Source organism: Gemmatimonadaceae bacterium, assembly GCA_035533015.1.
Classification (GTDB): domain Bacteria; phylum Gemmatimonadota; class Gemmatimonadetes; order Gemmatimonadales; family Gemmatimonadaceae; genus JAGWRI01.
In genome coordinates, this window is the sequence record DATLUQ010000002.1 from 1 (window position 1) to 23358 (window position 23358).

At 66.9% G+C, this 23358-nt stretch carries 21 protein-coding genes and 4 tRNA genes; 6 read left to right on the forward strand and 19 right to left on the reverse strand.

The window, feature by feature from the left end; all coding sequences use genetic code 11:
* From VNF92_00155 to VNF92_00180, 6 genes are all read left to right on the forward strand, one after another.
* Positions 1–270 (forward strand): hypothetical protein (locus VNF92_00155; protein ID HVA56282.1); only part of this gene is annotated, 270 nt, incomplete at its 5' end.
* A complete protein-coding gene (locus tag VNF92_00160) occupies positions 267–671 on the forward strand; it encodes a hypothetical protein (protein ID HVA56283.1) in 405 nt (134 codons plus the stop codon). The genes VNF92_00155 and VNF92_00160, both read left to right, overlap by 4 nt.
* On the forward strand, positions 668–2098 hold the full coding sequence (locus VNF92_00165) for a phage/plasmid primase, P4 family (protein ID HVA56284.1): 1431 nt from the start codon (positions 668–670) through the stop codon (positions 2096–2098). The genes VNF92_00160 and VNF92_00165 overlap by 4 nt, the downstream gene beginning before the upstream one ends.
* Positions 2099–2522: 424 nt before the next feature.
* On the forward strand, positions 2523–2921 hold the full coding sequence (locus VNF92_00170) for a hypothetical protein (protein HVA56285.1): 399 nt from the start codon (positions 2523–2525) through the stop codon (positions 2919–2921).
* Positions 2918–3295, forward strand: a complete 378-nt coding sequence (locus VNF92_00175; GenBank protein HVA56286.1) for a hypothetical protein — start codon at positions 2918–2920, stop codon at positions 3293–3295. The genes VNF92_00170 and VNF92_00175 overlap by 4 nt, the downstream gene beginning before the upstream one ends.
* 348 nt (positions 3296–3643) lie before the next feature.
* Positions 3644–4906: a tyrosine-type recombinase/integrase gene (locus VNF92_00180; protein HVA56287.1), complete on the forward strand. Its 1263-nt coding sequence runs from the start codon at positions 3644–3646 to the stop codon at positions 4904–4906.
* Between the two features lie 102 nt (positions 4907–5008).
* Here VNF92_00180 and rpsG read toward each other — a convergent pair whose 3' ends face one another.
* From rpsG to VNF92_00275, 19 genes are all read right to left on the reverse strand, one after another.
* Positions 5009–5479 (reverse strand): 30S ribosomal protein S7, encoded by a 471-nt coding sequence (rpsG, locus tag VNF92_00185; GenBank protein ID HVA56288.1) that lies wholly within the window; start codon positions 5477–5479, stop codon positions 5009–5011.
* 3 nt (positions 5480–5482) lie between these two features.
* A complete protein-coding gene (gene rpsL / locus VNF92_00190) occupies positions 5483–5863 on the reverse strand; it encodes a 30S ribosomal protein S12 (protein HVA56289.1) in 381 nt (126 codons plus the stop codon).
* 290 nt (positions 5864–6153) lie between these two features.
* Positions 6154–10467: a DNA-directed RNA polymerase subunit beta' gene (rpoC, locus tag VNF92_00195; GenBank protein ID HVA56290.1), complete on the reverse strand. Its 4314-nt coding sequence runs from the start codon at positions 10465–10467 to the stop codon at positions 6154–6156.
* Positions 10468–10470: 3 nt separating this feature from the next.
* Positions 10471–15057: a DNA-directed RNA polymerase subunit beta gene (gene rpoB / locus VNF92_00200; protein HVA56291.1), complete on the reverse strand. Its 4587-nt coding sequence runs from the start codon at positions 15055–15057 to the stop codon at positions 10471–10473.
* Between the two features lie 190 nt (positions 15058–15247).
* Positions 15248–15625, reverse strand: coding sequence for a 50S ribosomal protein L7/L12 (rplL, locus tag VNF92_00205; protein HVA56292.1), 378 nt, complete (start codon positions 15623–15625; stop codon positions 15248–15250).
* A gap of 82 nt (positions 15626–15707) precedes the next feature.
* The gene (rplJ, locus tag VNF92_00210; protein ID HVA56293.1) at positions 15708–16223 is read right to left on the reverse strand and encodes a 50S ribosomal protein L10; all 516 of its coding nucleotides are present in this window, start codon (positions 16221–16223) and stop codon (positions 15708–15710) included.
* 6 nt (positions 16224–16229) lie between these two features.
* Positions 16230–16919 (reverse strand): 50S ribosomal protein L1, encoded by a 690-nt coding sequence (rplA, locus tag VNF92_00215; protein ID HVA56294.1) that lies wholly within the window; start codon positions 16917–16919, stop codon positions 16230–16232.
* Positions 16919–17344, reverse strand: a complete 426-nt coding sequence (gene rplK, locus VNF92_00220) for a 50S ribosomal protein L11 (GenBank protein ID HVA56295.1) — start codon at positions 17342–17344, stop codon at positions 16919–16921. Before rplK ends, rplA begins: the two co-directional genes overlap by 1 nt.
* A gap of 134 nt (positions 17345–17478) precedes the next feature.
* Positions 17479–18021, reverse strand: coding sequence for a transcription termination/antitermination protein NusG (gene nusG / locus VNF92_00225; GenBank protein HVA56296.1), 543 nt, complete (start codon positions 18019–18021; stop codon positions 17479–17481).
* A 3-nt stretch (positions 18022–18024) separates the two neighbouring features.
* A complete protein-coding gene (secE, locus tag VNF92_00230) occupies positions 18025–18270 on the reverse strand; it encodes a preprotein translocase subunit SecE (protein ID HVA56297.1) in 246 nt (81 codons plus the stop codon).
* Between the two features lie 2 nt (positions 18271–18272).
* Positions 18273–18425, reverse strand: coding sequence for a 50S ribosomal protein L33 (gene rpmG / locus VNF92_00235; GenBank protein HVA56298.1), 153 nt, complete (start codon positions 18423–18425; stop codon positions 18273–18275).
* A 67-nt stretch (positions 18426–18492) separates the two neighbouring features.
* Positions 18493–18565 (reverse strand) — tRNA-Thr (locus VNF92_00240).
* Between the two features lie 127 nt (positions 18566–18692).
* Positions 18693–18765, reverse strand: a tRNA-Gly gene (locus VNF92_00245).
* Between the two features lie 42 nt (positions 18766–18807).
* Positions 18808–18890, reverse strand: a tRNA-Tyr gene (locus VNF92_00250).
* A 57-nt stretch (positions 18891–18947) separates the two neighbouring features.
* A tRNA-Thr gene (locus tag VNF92_00255) sits at positions 18948–19020 on the reverse strand.
* 101 nt (positions 19021–19121) lie between these two features.
* The gene (gene cysS, locus VNF92_00260; GenBank protein HVA56299.1) at positions 19122–20540 is read right to left on the reverse strand and encodes a cysteine--tRNA ligase; all 1419 of its coding nucleotides are present in this window, start codon (positions 20538–20540) and stop codon (positions 19122–19124) included.
* Between the two features lie 8 nt (positions 20541–20548).
* A complete protein-coding gene (locus VNF92_00265; protein ID HVA56300.1) occupies positions 20549–21418 on the reverse strand; it encodes a mechanosensitive ion channel family protein in 870 nt (289 codons plus the stop codon).
* 32 nt (positions 21419–21450) lie between these two features.
* On the reverse strand, positions 21451–22146 hold the full coding sequence (locus VNF92_00270) for an ATP-binding cassette domain-containing protein (GenBank protein HVA56301.1): 696 nt from the start codon (positions 22144–22146) through the stop codon (positions 21451–21453).
* Positions 22147–22304: 158 nt separating this feature from the next.
* A complete protein-coding gene (locus VNF92_00275) occupies positions 22305–23354 on the reverse strand; it encodes a DUF1611 domain-containing protein (protein HVA56302.1) in 1050 nt (349 codons plus the stop codon).
* Positions 23355–23358 lie beyond the last annotated feature (4 nt).

Sequence of the window (23358 nt, forward strand, 5' to 3'; positions counted from 1 at the left end):
GAGCCGACGGTGGCCACCGTCCAGGTGCAGTCGATCATTCGGCCCGGCGATCGCGCCATCGGACAGATCCAATGCCCCTTCTGCGGGGGCCTGCACCATCACGTGGTGCCGACCGCCGGCGCGGTGCTGTACACTGCGCGCTGTTCACCGGAGTCCCCCGTGCTGCAGTACGTCCTGCGCCCCGGGTGCGCCCATGAGCGCCCCACCCCTCACGGCCGGCGGGCGCTGCCACCGGTGCCCGCGAGCGCCGTACTGGAGCGCCGGCCATGAACGGCGCCGCGCTGCTCCCGCTGGCAGAACTCGAGGTGCTCTACCTCGCCCATGCCTTCCTCGACCGCGATCTCCTGGACCGGTCGCTCCAGACCGCACTCTCACCAGCGGCGGCCGGGATCCGCAAGAACTGCCTCCAGGCGCCGGCGTTCACCCGTGCCCGCGCGCGCGACTATGGCCTTTGCGCGTTGGCCTCGATCATGGGCGCGCCCGACGACGCGGTGCGCATGGCCCGCGAGGTCGACGGCGTCACCACGGCTGAACTCGCGCGCTTTCCGTTCGACGAAGTCGTCCACGCCCTCGGCGGCACGCTTCGCCAGCGCGCCACCGCCGAGGAAGCATGGGAGCGCGAGCTCCGGCGGATGCAGCCCGGGCTGCACGGTCGGAACCGCACGCCATGACCCACGACGTCCGCCATTTCCCGCACACCGACCTCGGCAACGCTGAGCGCTTCGTCGCTGCACACGGGCATGCACTCCGGTATCTGGCGGCGGGGAACAAGTGGCTGTGCTGGGACGGGAGCCGCTGGGCGTTCGATGCCACGCTCGAGGTCCAGCGCCGGGCGAAACGTGTGATCCGAGACCTCCGCGCGGACGTTGCGGCGCTCCAGGAGGGCGGGCATCGAGACGACGCGAAGGACCTGGCGAAACATGCGGCCCGATCGGAGTCGGCCGCGAGCATGCGGGCGCTGCTGGAGTGCGCCCGCGCGGAGGCGGGAATCGCCATCACGCCCGCCGCGCTGGACGTCGACCCGTGGAAGCTCTCGGTCGCGAACGGCACGCTCGACCTCCACACGGGCACGCTCCGTCCACACCGTCCAGCCGACCTCATCACCAAGCTCGTGCCCGTGGCCTTCGATCCCGCGGCGCGGTGCGACCGGTGGGAGTCGTTCGTGCTGCAGGTGATGGAGGGCAACGAGCAGTTGGTCAACTTCCTCCAGCGCGCGGTCGGCTACTCGCTCACCGGGTCGACCGAGGAACAGTGCGTCTTCTTCCTCTACGGCTCCGGCGCGAACGGCAAGAGCACGTTCCTCGAGATCCTCCGCGCGCTGCTCAACGACTATGCCTCCCAGGCCGACTTCACCACGTTCCTCGAGCGCCAGTCTGATGGCCCGCGGAACGACGTGGCCCGGCTCTTTGGCGCCCGTCTCGTCACGTCGGCGGAGGTCGGCGAAGGCAAGCGCCTCAACGAGTCCCTGGTGAAGTCGCTCACCGGGTCCGACACGGTCACCGCCCGGTTCCTGCACCAGGAGCACTTCGAGTACCGGCCCAGCTTCAAGCTCTGGCTGGCGGCCAACCACCGGCCCGTGATTCGCGGGACCGACCAGGCGATCTGGCGGCGGTTCCGCTTGGTGCCGTTCAACCTGCAACTCGAGCCCGCCCAGCGCGATCCGCACCTCGCCGAGACGCTCCGTGACGAGCTCCCCGGCATCCTCGCCTGGGCCGTGGCGGGCTGCCTCCTGTGGCAGCGAGACGGCTTGAACCCACCCGCCGAGGTCGTGGTGGCCACGGACGCCTACCGTCGCGAATCCGACACCCTGGGGGCCTTCCTCGAGGAATACTGCGAGCTCGGTGCCGAATTCGTGCAGCCGGCCTCTGAGCTCTATCGCGCCTACAAGCAGTGGACGGAAGTCGCTGGCGAATTCCAGCTGTCGCAGACCGCCTTCGGTCGGCGGCTCGAGGAACGGGGCATCACGGCTGAGAAGCGCGGAACGGGCGCCGCGCGTACGAAATGGCGCCTTGGCGTACGGCTCACCGCGACCTTCGACCGCGCCGCCCACGGTCCGCCGCGCGAGGCGTACGATCGAGACGAGAGCCTGTTCGCATGACTCCGACCGTTCGCGAAACCCCGGGGAACTGTCCCAACTGTCCCAGATGGGCGCGGTCGGCCGGCCTGGGACAGTTTGGGACAGTTGCGATTTCCAACTGTCCCACCCGTAACTCCATACCAGATAATGTATTGAAAATTGTTGGGACAGTTGGGACAGTTATTGGAGGGATATTCGCTATACGCGCGCGCATGGAAGAGAATACCGCCTGGGACAGTTCGAACTGTCCCAACTGTCCCAAACTGTCCCAACTGTCCCCGCGACGGCCGGGCCGGAGCGTAACATTTCATCACCTCGGAGGGCTCCGCCGCGCAACGCGGATCCCCGGCGCGCACCGCCACGGGGACGCTCGGCCGATGGGAAGGCACGGGCCCGAGCCTTCTGACGGTGTCGGTCGCCGCCAGGCCTCCGAGGTCCGCCGTTGATGGCCACGCCCACGCCCCGCAACACGCGGGCGGTGCGGACGGCCGCCAGGCGCCTCCACGCCGCGTTGGAGGCCGCTGGTGCCACGGTGCGCGCCGACCATAGCGCGCTCGTGATCGAGGCCCCCTGTGCCCTCCTCGCGCGGCAGGCGCGCCGGGAAATCTATGCAGCGCGCCAGGCGCTCTTTGAATTCGTCGCGCCGACCGGAAGCGCGCTGACGGGCGACGGTTTCTCCCGCGGGCCGCAGCTGCAGCAGTTCCCCGCTTCCGGCCGAGCGAGGTCCACGTGTTTCCGTAACCTCCAGGTCTTGTACGCGCCCCCCCCTGGATTCGAGGCCGATGACGAGGACGAGGTCGACGACGAGTGGGCGGCGCCACTCCCGCCGGAGTTTGGGCCATGACGTCGGCCGACTTCCTCGACCGCGAGTTGCTCGAGCGACTCTACCTCGCGCACGGCTTCGCCGACCCCGACCGGCTCGCGCGGGCGCGCATCGGGGGGCTTTCGCCCGCCGCGCGCGAGGTCCGTGAGAACTGCCTCCACGCGCCCGCGTTCGACCGAGCCTTCGCGCGCGATCATGGGCTCCGCGCGTTGGCCTCGATTATGGGCGCGCCGGGTGCGGCCGTGCAACTCGCGGCGGCCGTCGACAGCGTCCGCGCAGCGGAGCTCGCTCGCTTCCCATTCGCGGAGGTCGTCCACGCCCTCGGCGGCACGGTGCGTCACCGGGCAGAGCCCGAGGAAGCGTGGGAGCGCACGCTCCGGAGGGCGACGGCGTGAATCACCCACCCGACCGCCAATCGGGCCCCGCATCCCGACCGCTGCTGGCGCCAGAGCTCGCCACGGCGTGGCGTGCACGAGCCGCGGACCTCGAGGAGTTCAGTCGGGGATCCGCCGCCGCCTTCCGGCGGTGTGCGGACGAGCTGGAGGCCAGCCTGCGGTCGGCTGCCCTGGAAGACCTCACGCTCGCCGAGGCGGCCAAGCAGAGTGGCTATAGCGTCGATCATCTCGCGCGGTTGGTGCGGGCGGGCCGCATCCCGAATTCCGGGCGGCCCCACACGCCGCGGATCCGCCGCAGCGACCTGCCGCAGAAGGTCGGGGCCTTGCGGACCACCGGCACCGATGGCCATGCTCTGTCTCGTCGGCGGATCGCGTTGGCTGTCGCTCACCCTGATTCAGGGAGGTGACGACGTGCCACGAGCGAAACGACAGCAGGGCTGGTCTTACTCCGCAGGCAAGTGGGGCGTGAACCGGGTGCGTGCCTTCGAGCGCCCGGAGAAGGGGATGTTCGTCGAGTGGTTCGAAGCGGAACCGGCGACGGGCGGGATTCGGAAGCGGCGCCGGTTGGCGCTCGGCCGGATCACGCGGGACGAAGCCGAGGCGAAGGCTGACGCGATCGCGTTGGCGTTCCGCCGCGGTGATGACCCGGTCCCGAAGGGCCTCACCTTGCGGGCGCTGTTTGAGATGTACGAACGGGAAGTGACGGTCTCCAAGAGCGAGACGACGCAGGCGCACGACCGCCGGTGCCTGGAGATGTTGCTCCGGGCGTTCGGGGCCACACGCGAGCCGGGGACGCTCTCCCGGCGGGACCTCGACCGGTTCGTGGCCGATCGGCGGGCCGGCAGGATCGCGCCGGCTGGGGTGGCGACGCGCCGGAAGGTGCGGGACCGGCCCATCGAGCAGGACTGTTCCCTGCTCAACGCCGTGCTCAACTGGGCCACTCGCGCGGGCGACGGGAAGGGCGGTGCGCTGCTCGACCGCAATCCGCTCAAGGGGTTGGCGATCCCACGGGAGGCGAGCCCGCGGCGTCCGGTGTGTTCGGATGCGCAGTACCAGGCGATGCTCGAGGCCGCGCGGGATGTGGGGCCGTGGGCGGCGTGCTTCACGATCGTGATGCACGAGGCCGGGCACCGTGCCTCCTCGGTGCGGCAACTCCGCTGGTCGGACATCGACCTCACGGAGAAGCGCGTGCACTGGCGCGGTGAAGTGGACAAGATCCGGTTCGATCACTGGACCCCGCTCACGGACGCCGCGGCGCAGGCCCTGGCCGCAGAGCAGGCCCGGCGTGCGGCGATCGGCGCGGCCTGGGTGTTCCCTGCCCGGCGCGACGCCCGGGAGCCGCTCTCACGCGATGGAGCGGCCAACCTGTGGAAGCAGCTCGCGAAGAAGGCGGGGCTTCCGAAAGACGAGCGGTACGGCTGGCACTCGACCAGACGGGCGTTCGCGACCGACCTCAAGGGGATGCCCCTCAAGGACCTCTGTCACCTGGGCGGCTGGAAGAACCCGGCGGTGCTGTTGACCGCCTACCAGGTGGCGGACGAGGAGACGCAGCGGACGGCGCTCAAGGAGCGAAAGCCGGTGGGCGTTCGGGCCGTTTCGGGGGCAAAATGACACCTCAATTTGACACCTGGGCCCCCGAGGCCGTGAAAGCAGACTGCCCCGCTCAGCACGAAGGCCAAGCGGGGCAGGCGGTTACGACGTGGAAGGAGAACCTTACCAGCGATAGTGCGCGAACGCCTTGTTGGCGTCAGCCATGCGGTGCGTGTCTTCCTTCTTCTTCACGGCGTTGCCCTCGCCCTTCGACGCGGCGATGACTTCCGCCGCCAGCTTCTCCGCCATCGACTTCTCACCCCGCTCGCGCGAGTAGAGGATGACCCAGCGCATGGCCAGGGCGGTGCGGCGCTCGGGGCGGACTTCCACCGGCACCTGGTACGTGGCGCCGCCCACGCGCCGGCTCTTCACCTCGACCACCGGCTTCACGTTCGACAACGCCTGCTTGAACACGTTGACGCCCGGCTGTCCGGTCTTCGCCTCGACGATGTCCATCGCACCGTAGAAGATGCCCTCGGCCGTCGACTTCTTGCCCTGCAGCATCATCACGTTGATGAACTTCGATACGGTCTGACTATCGTAGCGCGCATCCGCCAGGACGTTGCGCTTCACGGCACTCTTGCGACGGCTCATGAGTTATTTCCCCGCCTTGGGCTTCTTGGTGCCGTACTTGGAACGGCTCTGGTTGCGGCCGTTCACGCCCGAAGCGTCGAGCGAGCCGCGCACGATGTGATAGCGAACGCCCGGCAGGTCCTTCACGCGGCCGCCGCGCACGAGCACGATCGAGTGCTCCTGCAGATTGTGGCCTTCGCCGGGAATGTAGGCGATGACTTCGAAGCCGTTGGTCAGGCGCACCTTCGCCACCTTGCGCAACGCGGAGTTCGGCTTCTTCGGCGTCGTCGTGTAGACGCGGGTGCACACACCGCGGCGGAACGGATTCGACTTGAGCGCCGGAGACTTCTCTTTCTTGACGACGTCGCGGCGACTCCGCCGGACGAGCTGATTGATGGTCGGCATGTACCTGAACTGTTCGTGGATCTGCTTCTACGTGGATCGCCCCGATTGGACGGCACGGAACAGAACTGGAAAGGTAGCGGGGGCTGGTGGGTAGGTCAAGCCTGCTAAGTGCCTATCCGAAAGAGGGTTACCGCCGGCGTACAGCAGCACGTGCCGCATAGTGTCTTACGATCGCGCGACGGTCGGACCCCCGCCGATCACGCGGGCGTAGTCATCGCACCCCGACGGCAGACGGCCCGCCCGGAATCACCCGGGCGGGCCGCCGGCAATCAGCACTTCACCCGCGATTGTCAGAGCTCGTCGGGCACGCTCGGACGGGACAGGGGCAACGGTTCCTCTTCCTCGATCACCGGCGCGAAAACACCGGGCAGCGTTTCGGCCATCGTCGGGAGCGCGCCGAACCCTTCCGGCTGCTCCACGTCCATCTCGACCGCTTGGTACCGGTACATGCCCGTGCCGGCCGGAATGAGGTGGCCGATGATGATGTTCTCCTTGAGACCGAGGAGGTCGTCCTTGGCCCCGCGGATGGCCGCGTCGGTGAGCACGCGCGTCGTTTCCTGGAAGCTGGCCGCCGAGATGAACGACTGCGTGGTGAGGCTGGCCTTGGTGATGCCGAGCAGGAGCGGCTCGGCCACCGACGGGTCGTCCTTCTTCTTCTTGGCGCGGTCGTTCTCGGTGCGAAAGACTTGCTTGTCCACATGCTCGCCTTCCAGGAACTGCGTGTCGCCCGGGGCAAGAATGCGGACCTTCTGCAGCATCTGGCGCACGATCACACCGATGTGCTTGTCATTGATCTTCACACCCTGCAGGCGGTACACCTCCTGCACTTCGTTGAGCAGGTATTCCTGTACGGCGCGCGGCCCCTTGATGCGCAGGATGTCGTGGGGGTTCACTGGCCCCTCGGACAGGCGGTCGCCCGCCCGCACACGGTCACCCTCGTGCACGCGGAGGTGCTTGCCCGCGGGGACTTCGTACAGATGTGCTTCCTGCGTGTCGTCCACCACCCAGTTGCCGCCCTCGACGCGCACCGGTGAGACGTAGATCTCCCGCTTGCCGCGCTTGATCTCGCCGAACCGGACGATTCCGTCGACCTCGGAGATGGTGGCCGGATCCTTCGGCCGCCGGGCCTCGAACAACTCGGCCACGCGCGGCAGACCGCCGGTGATGTCGCGGGTCTTGTAGGCCTCGCGGCCGACCTTGGCGAGGATCGTACCGCCGAAGATCTTCTGCCCGTCCTCCACGGTGAGCTGTGCGCCCACGGGGATGACATAGTCGCGGATGCGCTTCTCCTTCCCGCCCTTCTCCTGCACGATCTCGATGTGCGGGTGGAGCTTCTTCTCGCGATCTTCGGTGATCACGCGCTGGCGCAGTCCGGTGAGTTCATCGAGCTCCTCGGACACCGATTCGTCGTCGATGATGTCGACGAACTTCACGGCGCCTTCGCAGTCGGCGATGATCGGGTTGGTGTACGGGTCCCAACTGAAGATGATCTGGTCGCGCTTCACCTCATCGCCGTCGTTGACCATGAGGATGGCCCCGAGCGGCACCTGCAGCCGCGCGCCGATGCCCGTGTTCTTGTCGCCGGCCGGACGGATGATGATCTCGCCCTCGTACGACGTGACGATGCGCTGACCGTCGGGGTTGGCGACGGCGCTGAGGCGATCGCCGTACTCCGCGATACCCGCCACCTTCGACTTGCGGGCCGTCTGTTCGGCGATGCGCGAGGCCGCGCCGCCGATGTGGAAGGTGCGCAGGGTGAGCTGCGTCCCCGGCTCGCCGATGGACTGCGCGGCGATGATGCCCACGGCCTCGCCCAGGTCCACCATTTCCATGGTGGCCAGGTTGCGGCCGTAGCACATGCGGCACAGCCCGCGCTTGGCTTCGCAGGTGAGCACGGAACGGATGCGCACGGTTTCGATGCCCGCCTCTTCGATGTTGCGGGCGGTCTCCTCGTCGATCAGGGTGCCGGCCTCGACCAGCAGCGTCCGGCGGCCCGTCTCGTCGATCTCGTGCGGATCCTCGACGTCGTCGGCAGCCACGTTGCCCACGATACGCTCGGACAGCGGCTCGATGATGTCCTCGCCTTCCTTGAGCGCCGAGATCTCAAGGCCCTGGATGGTGCCGCAGTCCTCCTCGGTGATCGTCACGTCCTGCGCGACGTCCACGAGGCGGCGGGTGAGGTAGCCGGCGTCGGCCGTCTTGAGCGCCGTATCGGCCAGACCCTTGCGCGCGCCGTGGGTCGAGATGAAGTACTCGAGCACCGACAGGCCTTCACGGAAGTTCGACTTGATCGGGCTCTCGATGATTTCGCCGATGCCGCCGGTGAGTTTCTTCTGCGGCTTGGCCATGAGGCCGCGCATGCCGGCCAGCTGACGGATCTGGTCGCGCGAGCCACGGGATCCCGAGTCGAACATCATGAACACGGGGTTGAATCCGTTCTTCGAGTCCCGCATGGCGCGCACCATCGCCTCGGCCACGTCGGAATTGGCGTGGGTCCAGGTGTCGATCACTTTGTTGTAACGCTCACCGTTCGTGATGTTGCCCGTCTGGTACGCGCGCTGGAAGCGCTCCACCCGCTCTTCGGCTTCGGCGAGCAGTTCCTTCTTGGCAGCCGGGATCTGCAGATCCTCGATGCCGATGGACACCCCGCCGCGCGACGCGTTGAAGAACCCGAACTCCTTGAGCCGGTCGAGGAACGAGACCGTCGCCGCGAGCCCCGCCTTCCGGTAGCTCTCGAACACCAACTCGGAGAGCGCCTTCTTCTTCATGTCGTGGTTCTGGTATCCGAGTTCCGGCGGGACGATCGCGTTGAACAGTACGCGCCCGGCCGTCGTCTTTTCCCAGCGGGCACCGCCGGCGTCCGCCACCCAGTACAGCACCGGGGTGTGCGTGTCCATGCGGTGCACGGCGATCTCGGTCTCCACTTCGGCCACCGACGTGACGTGCCGCAGGTTCTCGGCTTTGTCAAAGTTCGCCGGCGCCTTGGTGGCGAAGTAGCACCCGAGCACGATGTCCTGGCTGGGCTCGGCCACCGGCCGGCCGTCTGACGGCTTGAGGATGTTGTTGCTCGAGAGCATGAGCAGCCGCGCCTCGAGCTGCGCCTCGAACGACAGCGGCACGTGGACGGCCATCTGGTCGCCGTCAAAGTCGGCGTTGAACGCCGCGCAGACCAGCGGATGGATGCGGATGGCCTTGCCTTCGACCAGCACCGGCTCGAACGCCTGGATGCCCAGGCGGTGCAGCGTCGGCGCGCGGTTCAGGAGCACCGGATGGTCGCGGATGATCTCCTCGAGGATCTCGTATACCTCGGGGCTCTCCCGCTCCACGATCTTCTTGGCGCGCTTGACCGTCTCGGCGATCCCCTTCTCGACGAGCTTGTGGATGATGAACGGCTTGAACAGTTCCAGGGCCATCAGCTTGGGTAGGCCGCACTGATGCAGCTTGAGCTCGGGACCGACGACGATCACCGAACGGCCCGAGTAGTCCACGCGCTTGCCGAGCAGGTTCTGGCGGAACCGGCCCTGTTTGCCCTTGAGCATGTCGGACAGCGACTTGAGCGGACGTTTGCCGCGGCCACGAATGGCCTTGGATCGGCGCCCGTTGTCGAACAGCGCGTCCACGGCCTCCTGGAGCATGCGCTTCTCGTTGCGCAGGATGACTTCGGGCGCGCGGTGCGAGATGAGCTTCTGGAGGCGGTTGTTGCGGTTGATGACGCGGCGGTACAGATCGTTGAGGTCGGACGTGGCGAAGCGTCCGCCGTCGAGCGGCACGAGCGGCCGCAGGTCGGGCGGGATCACCGGCACGACATCGAGGATCATCCATTCCGGCTTGTTGCGCACGTCGCCGGCGTCGCCCGAGTTGCGGAACGCGTCGACGATCTTGAGCCGCTTGAGCAGCATCTTCTTGCGGTGCTGCGACGACTCGTCCACCACCTGCGCGCGCAGGGTGTCGGCCAGCTTGTCGACATCGAGGCGGCGGAGCAGTTCGCGCACCGCCGGCGCGCCGATGTCGGCCAGGAACGCCCCATCCTTTTCTTCCTTGGCCTTCTGCCGAAGGAGCAGGTACTCCTCTTCGTCCAGTAGCTGGTTGACCTGGACCTCCTGCTCGCCCGGGTCGATGACGACGTAGTTCGAGTAATAGATGACCTTCTCGAGATCACGCAGGGTGATGTCGAGCAGGTTGCCCATCGGACTCGGCAGCGTCTTGAAGAACCAGATGTGGGCCACGGGCACGGCCAACTCGATGTGGCCCATGCGCTCGCGCCGCACCTTGCTGAGCGTGACCTCCACGCCGCAGCGATCGCAGATCACGCCGCGATAGCGGATGCGCTTGTACTTGCCGCAGTGGCACTCCCAGTCCTTGACCGGACCGAAGATGCGCTCGCAGAAGAGGCCGTCCTTCTCCGGCTTGAACGAGCGGTAGTTGATGGTCTCGGGCTTGGTGACCTCGCCCCATGACCACCACGCGCGCAGCCCCTGCATCTCCAGCCGCTCGCGCTCCTTGGGATCCTTCGGTCCGCGAATCTCCTCGGGCGAGGCGATACGGATATGGATGAAATCGAACGCCGATGCGCGGGTCTCGCGCACGCTCCGGAAATCAATCATCGCTTACTCCTCGCTCCCGTCATTGGACCCGCCGCCGTTCTCGGCGAAGGCATCCACACTCTGACCCATCGTCACCTTGATGCCGAGGGCCTGCAATTCCTTCACGAGCACGTTGAACGACTCGGGCGTACCGGGCTCGGGCAGGTTCTGCCCCTTCACGATCGCCTCGTACACGCGGCTCCGGCCGTTCACGTCGTCGGATTTCACCGTCAGGATCTCCTGCAGGACGTGGGCCGCCCCGTACGCTTCGAGCGCCCACACTTCCATCTCGCCGAACCGCTGGCCGCCGAACTGCGCCTTGCCGGCGAGCGGCTGTTGCGTGACCAACGAGTACGGGCCGATGCTCCGTGCGTGGATCTTGTCGTCCACCAGGTGCGACAGCTTGAGCATGTAGATCTCGCCCACGGTAACCGGCGACGTGAACGTCTCTCCGCTGCGGCCGTCGCGCACGCGCACCTTGCCGAACGGCGTGAGGCCGGCCAGCCGCATCAACTCCACGGCCGCCGCGTCGATGTCGGCTTCGGACTTCTTGCCGAGCATGCCGGCCAGCGCCGGCAACTCCTCTTCCTGCAGCAGCGCGGTCGGTTCCAGGGCCCGACGATTCTCGAGCTCCTTGAGCGCCGTCTTCAATCCCGACTTCCTGAGCGTCGTCAGGTCCTCGTGCTCCACCTCGTGATACGCCACCTGGTTCGCGATCTCGGCCCGATCGCGCTCCGCCAGCTCGGCCGCCGCGGCGGCCAGGAAGTCGCGCACCCGGTGGAACACGTCGCGGGTCCCCTGCGACATGGTCCGGCCACCGAGATCGTTGATCGTGGACTCCTGCAGCAGGTGGAAGTGCTCCTCGGCCTGCGTGCGATCGGGCTTGATATCGACGAGAATCTGCTTGACGTCGACATCGGAGATGTCGGGCGCCGGCACGCGCAGCGACAGCGCGTCGCGCGCCCACACGAGGCCGGACAGCTTGAGCAGCAGCCCGATCTCGCGCTCGTTGGCGCCCTGGAACACTGGCGTCTTGGCGTAGAAGCCCAGAATGCGGGCTGCCCAGCCAAGGTGCGTCTCCAGGATCTGGCCCACGTTCATGCGACTCGGCACGCCCAGCGGATTGAGCACGATGTCCACGGGCCGGCCGTCCGGGAGGAACGGCATGTCTTCTTCGGGAACGACGCGGGCGACGATGCCCTTGTTGCCGTGGCGCCCCGCCATCTTATCGCCCACCGATACCTTGCGCTTCTCGGCGAGGTACACCTTGACCAGCTGGATGACGCCCGGGGGCAGTTCGTCCGGCTGCAGGATGCGGTCGATGCGTTCCTCGGCCTTCTCCTCGATCTTCGCCTTCTCGTCGGTGGAGAGGTCGATCACCGCGCGGACGCGCTCGTTCGCCTTCTTGTTGTCGACGCGGAACGTCTTGAGGTCGAGGGACGAGATCTTCATCTCACGGAGCTGGGCCGCGGTGAGCTTGGTGCCCGCCGGAATGGCCTCTTCGACCGTCCCCGCCCGGAGCGCCAGCGCCACCGTCTGCCCGTCGAGCAGGTCCGCCAATTCGGCGTCCCGCACGTCGTTCACGCGCAGCTTCTCTTCGGCCTCGAGCCGGCGCACCTCGCCGATCCGCTCGCCGCGGTCCTTCTCCACCACTTGGTCTTCGATGCGCGAGAAGATCTTCACGTCGATGACCACGCCCTCCATACCCGGCGGCACCTTGAGCGACGAGTCTTTCACGTCCTTCGCCTTCTCGCCGAAGATGGCCGTGAGCAGCTTCTCTTCGGGAGAAAGCTCGGTCTCGCCCTTCGGCGTGATCTTGCCCACCAGAATGTCGCCGGGCTTCACGTGGGCGCCGATGCGAACGATACCGCGCTCGTCGAGGTCGGTGAGCGCCTCCTCGGCCACGTTCGGGATTTCCCGCGTGATCTCTTCCTGTCCGCGCTTGGTGTCGCGGACGTGCAGTTCCAGCTCGGAGATGTGGACCGACGAGTACACGTCGTCCTTCACCACGCGCTCGGAGAGCACGATGGCATCTTCGAAGTTGTGTCCGTAGAAGGGCATGAACGCCACGGTCACGTTGGCGCCGAGGGCCAGTTGCCCGCGCTCCGTACCCGCGCCATCGGCCAGGACGTCGCCCACCTTCACCTTCTGCCCGAGCTTGACGAGCGGGCGCTGGTTGATGGCCGTGTCCTGGTTGGTGCGCCAGTACTTCTTGATGCGATACCGGTCATGCTGGGTGAGCCGCGCCAGCGGACGGTCGTCGTCCGGCTTGCGGCGGTCGCCCGAGCCCGCATCGACGATGACTTCGTCGGCGGTCACGCGCGTCACCACGCCGGCCCGCTTGGCGATCACCACGGCGCCCGAATCGATCGCCACCTTCTCCTCGAGCCCGGTGCCGACCAGCGGCGTGCAGGGATTGAGGAGCGGGACGGCCTGGCGCTGCATGTTCGAACCCATCAACGCGCGGTTCGCGTCGTCGTGCTCGAGGAACGGGATGAGCGCGGCGGCGATCGAGACGAGCTGCTCGGGCGCCACGTCCATGTAATCGATGCGGTCGGGCGGAGTGAGTGGGACGTCGCCCTGCATGCGGCACAACACCAGCGGATCGACGAACGTGCGATCGGGATTCAGGCGCGCGTTGGCCTGCGCGATCACCGCGTCCTCTTCCTTGTTGGCATCGAGCCAGGCGATATCGCCGGTCACGCGCCCGTTCTTGACCACCATGTACGGCGTCTCGACGAAGCCCAGGTCGTTCACCCGCGCGTAGCAGGCGAGCGACGTGATGAGCCCGATGTTCGGGCCTTCCGGCGTCTCGATGGGGCACATGCGGCCGTACTGCGAGTAGTGCACGTCACGGACCTCGAACCCGGCGCGCTCGCGCGTCAGGCCGCCGGGACCGAGCGCCGACAAGCGGCGCTTGTGCGTCAACTCGGCCAGCGGGTTGGTCTGGTCCATGAACTGTGACAGCTGCGACGACCCGAAGAACGCCTGGATCACGGCCGAAACCGTGCGCGCGTTGACGAGGTCGTCGAGCGAGATCTTCTCCGGGTCGGTATTGATCGACATGCGCTCCTTCACGAGGCGCGCCATGCGCGACAGGCCCACCGAGAACTGGTTGGCGATCAGTTCGCCCACCGACCGGATGCGGCGGTTGCCGAGGTGGTCGATATCGTCCACATGGCCGCGGCCCTCGTGCAACTCCACCAGATACCGCACGATCGCCACGAAGTCTTCGGTGGTGAGCACGGTGTGGTTGGCGGGCGTGTTGAGGCCGAGCCGTTGGTTGATCTTGTAGCGGCCCACGCGTCCGAGGTCGTAGCGCTTGGGCGAGAAGAACAGCCGTTCGAGCGCCTGGCGGGCCGTCTCCTCGTCGGGTGCATCGCCCGGACGGAGCAACGAATAGATCTGCGACAACGCCTCTTTCTGGGCGTGTGTCGGATCCTTGGCCAGGGTGTTCTTGATGAGCGTCGACTCGGCGCGACCGGAGACGACGAACACCTGGACTTTGTTGATCTCGGCGCGGCGGATCTTCTTGATCTGCGTGTCCGACAGCGCCTGGCCGGCTTCGGCGATCACCTCGCCGTCCTCATCGACGACGTCGACGGCGAGCACGCGGCGCACGGGGCGCTCGCCGCGCTCGATGGCCTCCTGCTCGTCGCGCAGGTCGATCGCCATGTACGACGCGAACACCTTGACCTTCCTGACGTTCTGGCGGCGGAGACGGCTGTAGACCTCTTCCGTCAGCTCGTCGCCTTCCCTGACGAGCAGCACGTTCTCGGCGCGTTCGCGTTCGGCGCGTGCCTTCTTGGTGCGCGCTTTGGGCGCGTCTTCCGCGGTGGCTTCGCCCGGGAGTTCGATGTCCTCGGCGATGATGGCGCCGATGACCTCGCGCACGTCGGTGCGGCTCTCCCGCTTCTTGGTGAGGTCGAGATCGCGAACGGCAAAGAAGAGGCGCAGGATGTCCGAGTTCGAGCCGTAGCCGAATGCGCGGAGCAGGGCCGTCGCCGGGAACTTCTTCTTCTTGTCGATATGGACGTAGATCACGTCGTGGATGTCGACCGTGAACTCGACCCACGAGCCGCGGAACGGGATGATGCGGGCCGAGATGAGCCGCTGGCCATTCGGATGCGTGGCCTCCTCGAACACGACGCCGGGCGACCGGTGCAACTGGCTGACGATCACGCGTTCGGCGCCATTGATGACGAACGTGCCGAGCGGTGTGAGCAGGGGCAGCTCACCGAGATAGACCTCCTTCTCGATGATGTTGCGCGGCCGCTTGGTGTTGTCGGGGAGCGTCTCGTTGATGACCAGCTGCAGCGTCGCCTTGAGCGGCGCCGAGTAGGTCATGTCGCGCTCGATGCACTCCTCCACCGAGTACTTGGGCTCGCCGAGGTTGTAGCGCACGAACTCGAGGGAGAAGTTCTCGTGCACGTCGGCGATCGGGAACAGGTCTTTGAAGACCCGTTCGAGTCCGATGTCCTCGCGATCGTGCGAGGCGGCATCCAGCTGGAGCAGGGCGTCGAACGCCCGCGTCTGGATGTCGAGGAGATGGGGCATCTCCATCCCCGGCTCGAGCTTTCCGAAGGAAATCTGCTTAATCAATTCAGGCATGGCTCACCCGCGCAAGCGAAAAAACGACCGGGACCCCGGGGCGCGCGAAAGGGCGCGGCCGGAGCAGGCCGACAGACTGCGGAACCAACGGTTGTGTTCCTGGGATGTGAATTCACTAATGGCAGACCGGCGAAGGGAACGGGAGGGCGGGCGGGGGCGCGGCATCGGCCGCGGCCCCACCGCGACCACCTCACTTCACTTCGACGACTGCGCCCTGCTCTTCCAACTTGGCCCTGACGGTCGCGGCCTCGTCCTTCGACACCGCGCTCTTCACGGTCTGCGGCGCGCCGTCCACCAGATCCTTGGCTTCCTTGAGGCCGAGGCCGGTGAGTTCGCGCACCACCTTGATGACCTGGATCTTCTTCCCACCGGCTTCCTTGAGCACGACGTCGAACTCCGTCTGCTCTTCGGCCGCCGGCGCGGCGGCCGCGCCGCCCGCCGCGGGCGCCGCGCCCACTGGGGCGGCAGCGATCGTGACATTGAACTTCTGCTTGAAGGCCTCGATCAACTCGGACAGATCGAACACCGACATGTTGCCGATCGCATCGAGAATTTCGTCCTTGCCCATCGTCGCATTAGCCATGGTCATGCTCTCCTCGTAGTTCCCAGGGTCCCCTGGGGCGTTGGTCAGGCGATACGCCTGGGAATATTCAGGCGCCCTCGCGCTGGGTCTTCAGCGCGTCGAGCGCACCCGCGAACGTGTACAACAGGCCGTTCAGCGCGCCCACGAAGGCGGCGAGCGGCGACTGCAGGCCAGCACCCAAGTCGGCGAGCATCTGCTCGCGCGACGGGAGGGAGGCCAGCTTCTTGACCTGAGCAGCGTCGATGGCGCGACCGTCCATCAGGCCGCCCTTCACCACCGGCTTGTGGTCGTTCTCCTTGGCGAAATCGGTCAACACCTTGGCCGCGGCCAGGGCGTCCCGCCCCATGACGAGGCCCGTGGGGCCCCGCAGCGGCTGGGGGGTGAGCCCGGCCTCGTTCACGGCGCGGAGCGCCAGAGTGTTCTTGATGACGACGTACTCCACCTTCGCCCGGCGCAGCCGGCGCCGTAGCTCCGTCATGCTCTTCACGTTGAGCCCGGTGAAGTCGGTGTAGTACAGCGTCGTGGCCGTCGCCATCTTTTCCTTCAGCTCGGTGACGAGATGTTCCTTGTCGGCTCGTTTCATCGCTCGTTACCGGTAGGGAGTGGAATCGACGGTGACGCCCGGCCCCATGGTGCTCGACACCGCGACGTTGCGGACGTACACACCCTTGGACGCGGTGGGCTTGGCGCGCATGATCTGATCCATGAACGCCGTGAAGTTCTGTTCCAGCTGGTCGAGCCCGAACGAGACCTTGCCGATCGCAGCATGCACGTTGCCGGCCTTGTCGACGCGGAACTCGATTTTACCGGCCTTGGTCTCCTTGACGGCGGCTCCGATGTTGAACGTCACCGTGCCCGCCTTGGGGTTCGGCATCAGCCCGCGCGGACCGAGGATGCGTCCGAGTTGGCCGAGTTGGCCCATCTGGTCCGGGGTGGCGATCAGCACGTCGAAGTCGAGCCAGCCGTCCTTGATCTTCTGGACGTACTCGACACCGACGTAGTCGGCCCCCGCATCCTGGGCCTCCTTGGCCTTGTCACCCACCGCGATGGCGAGGACGCGCACCGTCTTGCCGGTACCCGCCGGAAGCACCACCGTGCCGCGCACCACCTGGTCGGCGTGGCGCGGATCGACGCCCAGGCGCACGGCGACTTCCACGGTCTCATCGAACTTCGCGTACGCACCGCTCTTCACCAGCTCCAGGGCCTTACGGGCCTGGTACGAAGCGTTGATGTCGCGGCGCTTGGCCGCGGTGTTGTACTGCTTGCCGTGAGTCTGCATCAGTCGGATACCTCGAGCCCCATCGAGCGCGCCGCGCCGGCGACCATCGCCATCGCAGACTCGATCGAGTCACAGTTGAGGTCCGGCATCTTGATTTCGGCAATCTTGCGAAGCTGCGCCCGGGTCACCGTGCCGACCTTATTGCGGTTCGGCTGACCGGAGCCCTTCTCGATGCCCAACTCCTTCTTCAGGAGCACCGCGGCTGGCGGCGTCTTGAGGATGAAGGTGAACGATTTGTCGGCGTAGATCGTGACTTCGACCGGCAGGATCAACCCATCCTGGCTCTGCGTGCGGGAGTTGAACTCCTTGCAGAAGGCCATGATGTTGATGCCCTGCGGGCCAAGCGCCGTTCCGACCGGAGGCGCCGGATTGGCGCGGCCGGCCGGGATCTGCAGCTTCACGAACCCGATGACTTTCTTGGCCATAGCTCTCCTTCTTGCGTTGGCCGCGACTCAGCGCGCGGCGAACTCCCACTCTTGTTTCCGACGTCGGAGTGGTGGCCGACGGACTTCCCTTCCCCCCCACGGTCTGACGGTCGGACCGCCAAACCGCCGAGCGGTCAGTACGCCTTCAGCTGCAAGTAGTCCAACTCCACCGAGGTCGGGCGCCCGAACAGCGACACCGAGACCCGCACCTTGCCCTTGTCCGCCATCACTTCCTCGACCGTCCCGTTGAAGTCGGTGAACGGCCCTTCGGTGATCGCCACCGCCTGGCCCACGAGGAAGGGGATCTCCTCCACCGGCTCCTGCGCTTCGACTTCTTCGGTGATGCCGAGCAGCCGGTTCACTTCGTCCGGACGCAGCGGCTGCGGAAAACGGTCCTGTCCCACGAATTTGATCACGCCCTGGATGGAGTTGAGGACATGCAGGGTCTCCTGGTTCATGTCCATCTCCACCAGCACGTAGCCCGGAAACAGCTTCCGCTCCACGTTGACCTTCTTGCCGTTCTTGATCTCCACCACTTCCTGCGTGGGCACGAGCGCCTGTCGAACCGGGCGCTCCACGGACTGCCGCGGGTCCTGATCGATCTTGCGCTGGATCAACGATCGCACCTTGTTCTCGTGCCCCGACGTGGTCTGAATGGCGTACCAGTGGTGCTCCATTGCTCAGCGCCCCGCGATCAGGGACGGCAGGAGCCGCACCAGCAAGCCATTGAGGACGAAGTCCATGATCGTGATCACCATCCCGATGAGGAGCACGAAGATGATGATCGAGATCGTGGCCGACCGCACCTGCGGGAAGTCGGGCCACGTGACCTTGCGCATCTCGGCAACGACGGATTGGTAGTACGCGATGCTGCCGCGGATGAACCCGACTTTCGGTTCATCCCCGGCGTGCGTCAGGTCTGCCATGGTTACTTGGTTTCCTTGTGCAGCTGGTGCTTGTTGCAACGCGGGCAGTACTTCTTCCACTCGACCCGCTCCGGATGGACGCGGCGGTTCTTCATGGTGAAGTAATTCCGGTTCTTGCACTCGCTGCACGCGAGGATGATTTTTTCGCGGGCCATATGAAAATTCTCATGTTATCCGCGGGCGCTACCCGCGGGGTGCTGCACCTGCCAGTCGACCTGCCAGAGCTCGCGATCGGGATTGAACCGATGACCTCACCCTTACCAAGGGTGTGCTCTACCAACTGAGCTACGCGAGCGACGCTGCCCTCCCCCGCCCCGCCATCGCGGGCCCCACCGAAGCCACGAGCCGCCACGACTGCTGCGGCGGCCCGCCGAACTGATCCGCATCCGTCAATTGTCCGCCGCCCGAAAGCGACCCCCCAGAGCGGGAGACGGGGCTCGAACCCGCGACATCAAGCTTGGAAGGCTTGCGCTCTACCAGCTGAGCTACTCCCGCGTTGCCCTGCGCCCCCGCCATGGCTCTGCACCGCATCCCTGATGGTGGGGGAAGGATTCGAACCTTCGAAGGCATAAGCCGGCAGATTTACAGTCTGCTCCCGTTGGCCGCTTGGGTACCCCACCGCGAAACGCGCCCACCATCGCCCGCGCGCCAGACCTCGCGTGCCACGTTCGATCGAGAGCTGACGGCGAGAGTCGAACTCGCAACCGCCTGATTACAAATCAGGTGCTCTGCCAGTTGAGCTACGTCAGCGACCGAGCCGTTCTGCGCGAGACTCGTAGAATACCAGACGGCTACGCAAGTGTCAAGCCACGATCCCATGCTGACTTATCGGCAAACGCTTGATCCCGCGCTCACCCCACCCGCTTCCACTTCGTACCCGCCGGCGTGTCCTCGATCGCGATCCCCCGGCCCACCAATTCGGCCCTGATCTGGTCGGCCTCAGCGAAGTCCCGGCGACCCCGGGCCGCCTTCCGAGCCGCCAGACGATCCTCCACCCACTCCACCAACCCCGGATCGTCCATCGCTCGGCCTGGAATCAGGTCCAATACCCCATTCATGACCTCGAACACCCGCCGCGCCTCGACCAGGGCGCCAACATCCGCCCCGCCCCGATCCAACTCGGCATTGGCCGCCGTGATGAAACTGAATACCGCTGCCATGGCCCTCGGGGCGTTCAAATCGTCGTAGATCGCCGAGGTGAACGCCACCTCGGCCGCCGCAGACGCCGCGGCCAGCGCAGGCGTCGCTCCGCTGGCCCGGCTCAAGCGTTCCGCGAAGTCACCCACCCGGCGCACCGCCTCGGCGCTGGCGTCCAGCGCCTCGTCCGACAGGTTCAACTCTTTGCGGTAGTGCGCGCTGAACATGAAGTGTCGGATCGCGGCCGCCGATACGTTGGCCTCGCGCAACCCCTGCACGGTGCTCACGTTGCCCACCCGTTTGGCCATCTTGGAACCATCCGTAAGCAGGAAGGCTCCGTGGCACCAGCAACGAGCGAAAATCTTTCCGGTGGCTGCCTCGGACTGCGCGATCTCGTCCTCGTGGTGAGGGAAGATCAGGTCCACCCCGCCCGTGTGGATGTCGAGCGTCTCGCCCAGCAGGTCCATGGCCATAGCCGAGCACTCGAGGTGCCATCCGGGGCGCCCGCGCCCCCAGGGCGAGTCCCAGGCGGCGCCAACCCGCTCGTCCTCCTCCTTGGCCGCCTTCCACAAGGCAAAGTCCTGGGCGTTCTCCTTCGCGTAGTCGTCCTGCGCCACACGTGCACCCGACTTGATCTCGCGCGTATCGAGCCGCGACAGCCGGCCGTACAGCGGAAAGCGTCCGATCGCGAAATACACCGAGCCGTCCTCCGCCTGGTACGCCACGCCAGCCATCACGAGCCGTTCGACCAACCTGATCATCTGCGGGATGTACTCCGTGGCCTTGGGATACGCCTCGGCCTCCTCGATGCGCAGATAGCGGCGGTCGGCCTGGAAGATCTCGGTGACGGGCACCGTGATGTCGCCGATCATCTTGCCCTGCTCATTGGCTCGCTTGATGATCTTGTCGTCGACGTCGGTCAGGTTCATCACCTGACGCACCTGCCAACCCCGCAAACGAAGAGCGCGCCGCAGCAGGTCATTGAACAGGAAGGTGCGGAAGTTGCCCAGGTGCGCCGGGTTGTAGACGGTGGGACCACAACTGTAGAAGCGCACCGTGTCGCCGTCGGCCGGCGCGAACACCTCGACCCGGCGGGTGAGCGTGTTGTAGAGGCGGAATTCGGGCGTGGTCATGGCGGTCTTCACAATGTAGCGGGCGGCACAACGGGGACCGGTATGGTGGGCACCTCGTCGCGCTCGAACGCCACCTGCACGCGCTGCCGCAACTCCGACGAGGCCGCGTCGAGGTCGGCAGGTCTGGTGCGCCCGGCGATGCCCAGGGTCACCGTGCCCGCTCCGAATTTCTCGATGCCCGTGACCGCGGGCGGATCGAGGAACCGGGTCTTCCAACTCGCGTCGGCCGCCAGTTCGGCGGCCACGCGGGCCAAGCTCTTGGCGGCCGTCTCGGCGCCGGCCCAGGGCACGTCGATACTCACCCCGGCACGCCGCCACGTGCGCGAGAGGTTGGTGACCTGCAGGATCTGGCCGTTGGGGATGATGTGCAGCGCGCCGGTCGCGGCGCGCACGTACACCAGGCGCAGCGTGAGGTCCTCGACCGTACCCTCGACCGTCCCGATACGCACGCCGTCGCCAAGTCCGAACTGGTGTTCGAACTGGAAGAAGAATCCCGTGACGTAGTCGCGCACGAGGCTCTGCGACCCGAACGAGATGGCGAGCCCGAGCACACCCGACACGGCGAGCAGGGGATTCGTATCAAGTCCAAAGGCACGCATGGACATGATGACCACAACAACCACCACGACCACCCGCCCCGAATTGCGGAGCAGCACCGCCAAGGTCCGCGCGCGCTGTTCGCGGGCAGGCCCCCACTCCTCGCCTTTGGCAGAGCGTGCCATGCGCTCGATGCGCGTCGCAACGATGCGCACGGCGATCCAGGCGATGCCGCCGACGACGAGCGTCGCGCCGAATTCCCTCAGCGCGCCCATGAGCGCGTCGAACGTTTGCGGGAGGTGCGTGGCGGCCTGGAGGGGGAGCAGGTTCAGGTGGGGCATTTGGTGAAGCTAGGCGACCCCCTGCGCGACGGTCAACGGATCGACGGTGCGATGCGGCGCTCGGCGACGCGGGCCGCGGGCTGCCTGTCCTCGCAGGCTCCCCACGGGCGCAGGTATCCTTCGCGAAGCTCGTGTACATGGGGGGCGAGATCCAGCACCGCTTGCGAGTCGCGGCCGGCGAGTAGCGCCGCGCCACCGGTGGCGGCGTGGCCCTCGAGCAGACGCCGCACGATGGGGCGTGCCATGGCGGCGAAGGCATCGGGCGTGCCATCGAGCAGGAGCAGCGGGTGGGGAGTGGCGAGTCCGATGGCCAGGGCAAGGCGGGCGCGCTCATCGGTGGTCAGGCTCGCCTGCTCGGCGCCCAGCCGTGCGGTAAGTCCGAGCTCGGCCAGGACGGCGGCGAGCCGGTCCGGCTCCACGGCGGGGTCGCCACAGGCGCGATTGACCACGTCACGCGCCGTTTCGAAGGGGTAGGCAGCCGGTGCTAACGCGACGATTCTCGCCCGGCGCGCCGATTCGTGCCAGTGCAACGCGCCGGCATCAGGCCGCGCGAGGCCGGCTGCGCAGCGCACGAGCGTGGTCTTGCCGGCACCGCGGGCGCCGACGATGCCGATCACCTGCCCGCCGTCCAACTCGAGGTTCACACCGCAGAGGACGCGGGCAGTGGCCGAGCAGCCCGGCATTCCGGCTGCGTAGCCCTTCTTGAGGTTGCGTGCGGTGAAGAGCATGAGCAGGGCCCGGCTGGAGTGGACGCCGGCTGGCGCCGGGTACGCTCAGTGTGTCACGCCGCGCCACCGTGGATGGCACCGGATCCGTGCCTGAGGGCACAAAAAAGAACGGGCGCGCGAAGGCGCGCCCGTCTCGGGCCGGCGGGGCCCGCTGCAGATCATCGCGGGCGGCTGCGGTGGAAGGCGTCGATTGCGTCCACGACGGGCGCGGGATCGAAGCGGACTGGATCGGTGGCCGGCAGTCCGGTGTCCCGTGCCGCGCGCGTCACGGCGGCGCGCGCCGACGCGTCGTCCAGGTCATACGTATTCAGGGCCACGCCGATCACCGGCGCGGCGCGCAGCACGACGCGTTCGTGGAGCTGGATGAATTCGGCGAGGGGCGGGATCGGCACCCATTCGTTGTGACGGATGGCGGTGCGTGTGGGCTGGGCGCACATCACCTGGGCGTGGGGCAGTGATCCGTGCAAGAGCCCGTAGGTCACGCCCGAGTAGCTGGGGTGGATGATCGACCCCTGCCCCTCGACGAGCACGATGTCGGCGTCTCGCGCCGAGTCGAGGACCAATCGCTCGGCAGCGCCGGCGATGAAGTCCGCGACGACGGCGTCCACGGAGATGCCTTTGCCGTCGATGAGGATGCCGGTCTGTCCGGTGCCGGCAAAGGCAACGCGGTGGCCCTTGCCGCGGAGTCCATCGAGGAGCTGGAGGGCAGCCGTCATCTTGCCGATGTTGCAGTCGGTGCCCACGGTGAGCACGACGGTAGCAGCCACTTCGCGCACGCGGCCGCGGGCCACGTCGAGGTCCCTGGGTGGACGACGGAGATCGTGAATCTCGGCGCCCGAGCGCGCGGCGTGGGCGGCAAGGTCGGCGTCGTCGCCAAGCATCGCGTGGAGGCCACTCCACACGTCGAGCCCGTCGTCGAGGGCGCGCAGGACGATGCCGCGCCACTCAGCGGGAAACTGTCCTCCTTGCGGTGCGATCCCGATGAGGAGCGCGTTGGGCTTGCGGGCCAGCCCTTCATCGATCGATCCGACGACGGGAATCGCGCCGCCGAAGCCGAGCACCTGCTGGGCGGTTTTGCCGCGCTGCGTGGAGTCGATCACCGCGGCCACGCGCTGCGGAGAGTAGCGGATGCAGGCGTTGGCGGTCTTGGAGCGGAGGGGATTGAACGACCCCTCGGCCAGCACGAGGAATCGGGGGTCGCGAGTCATTGGG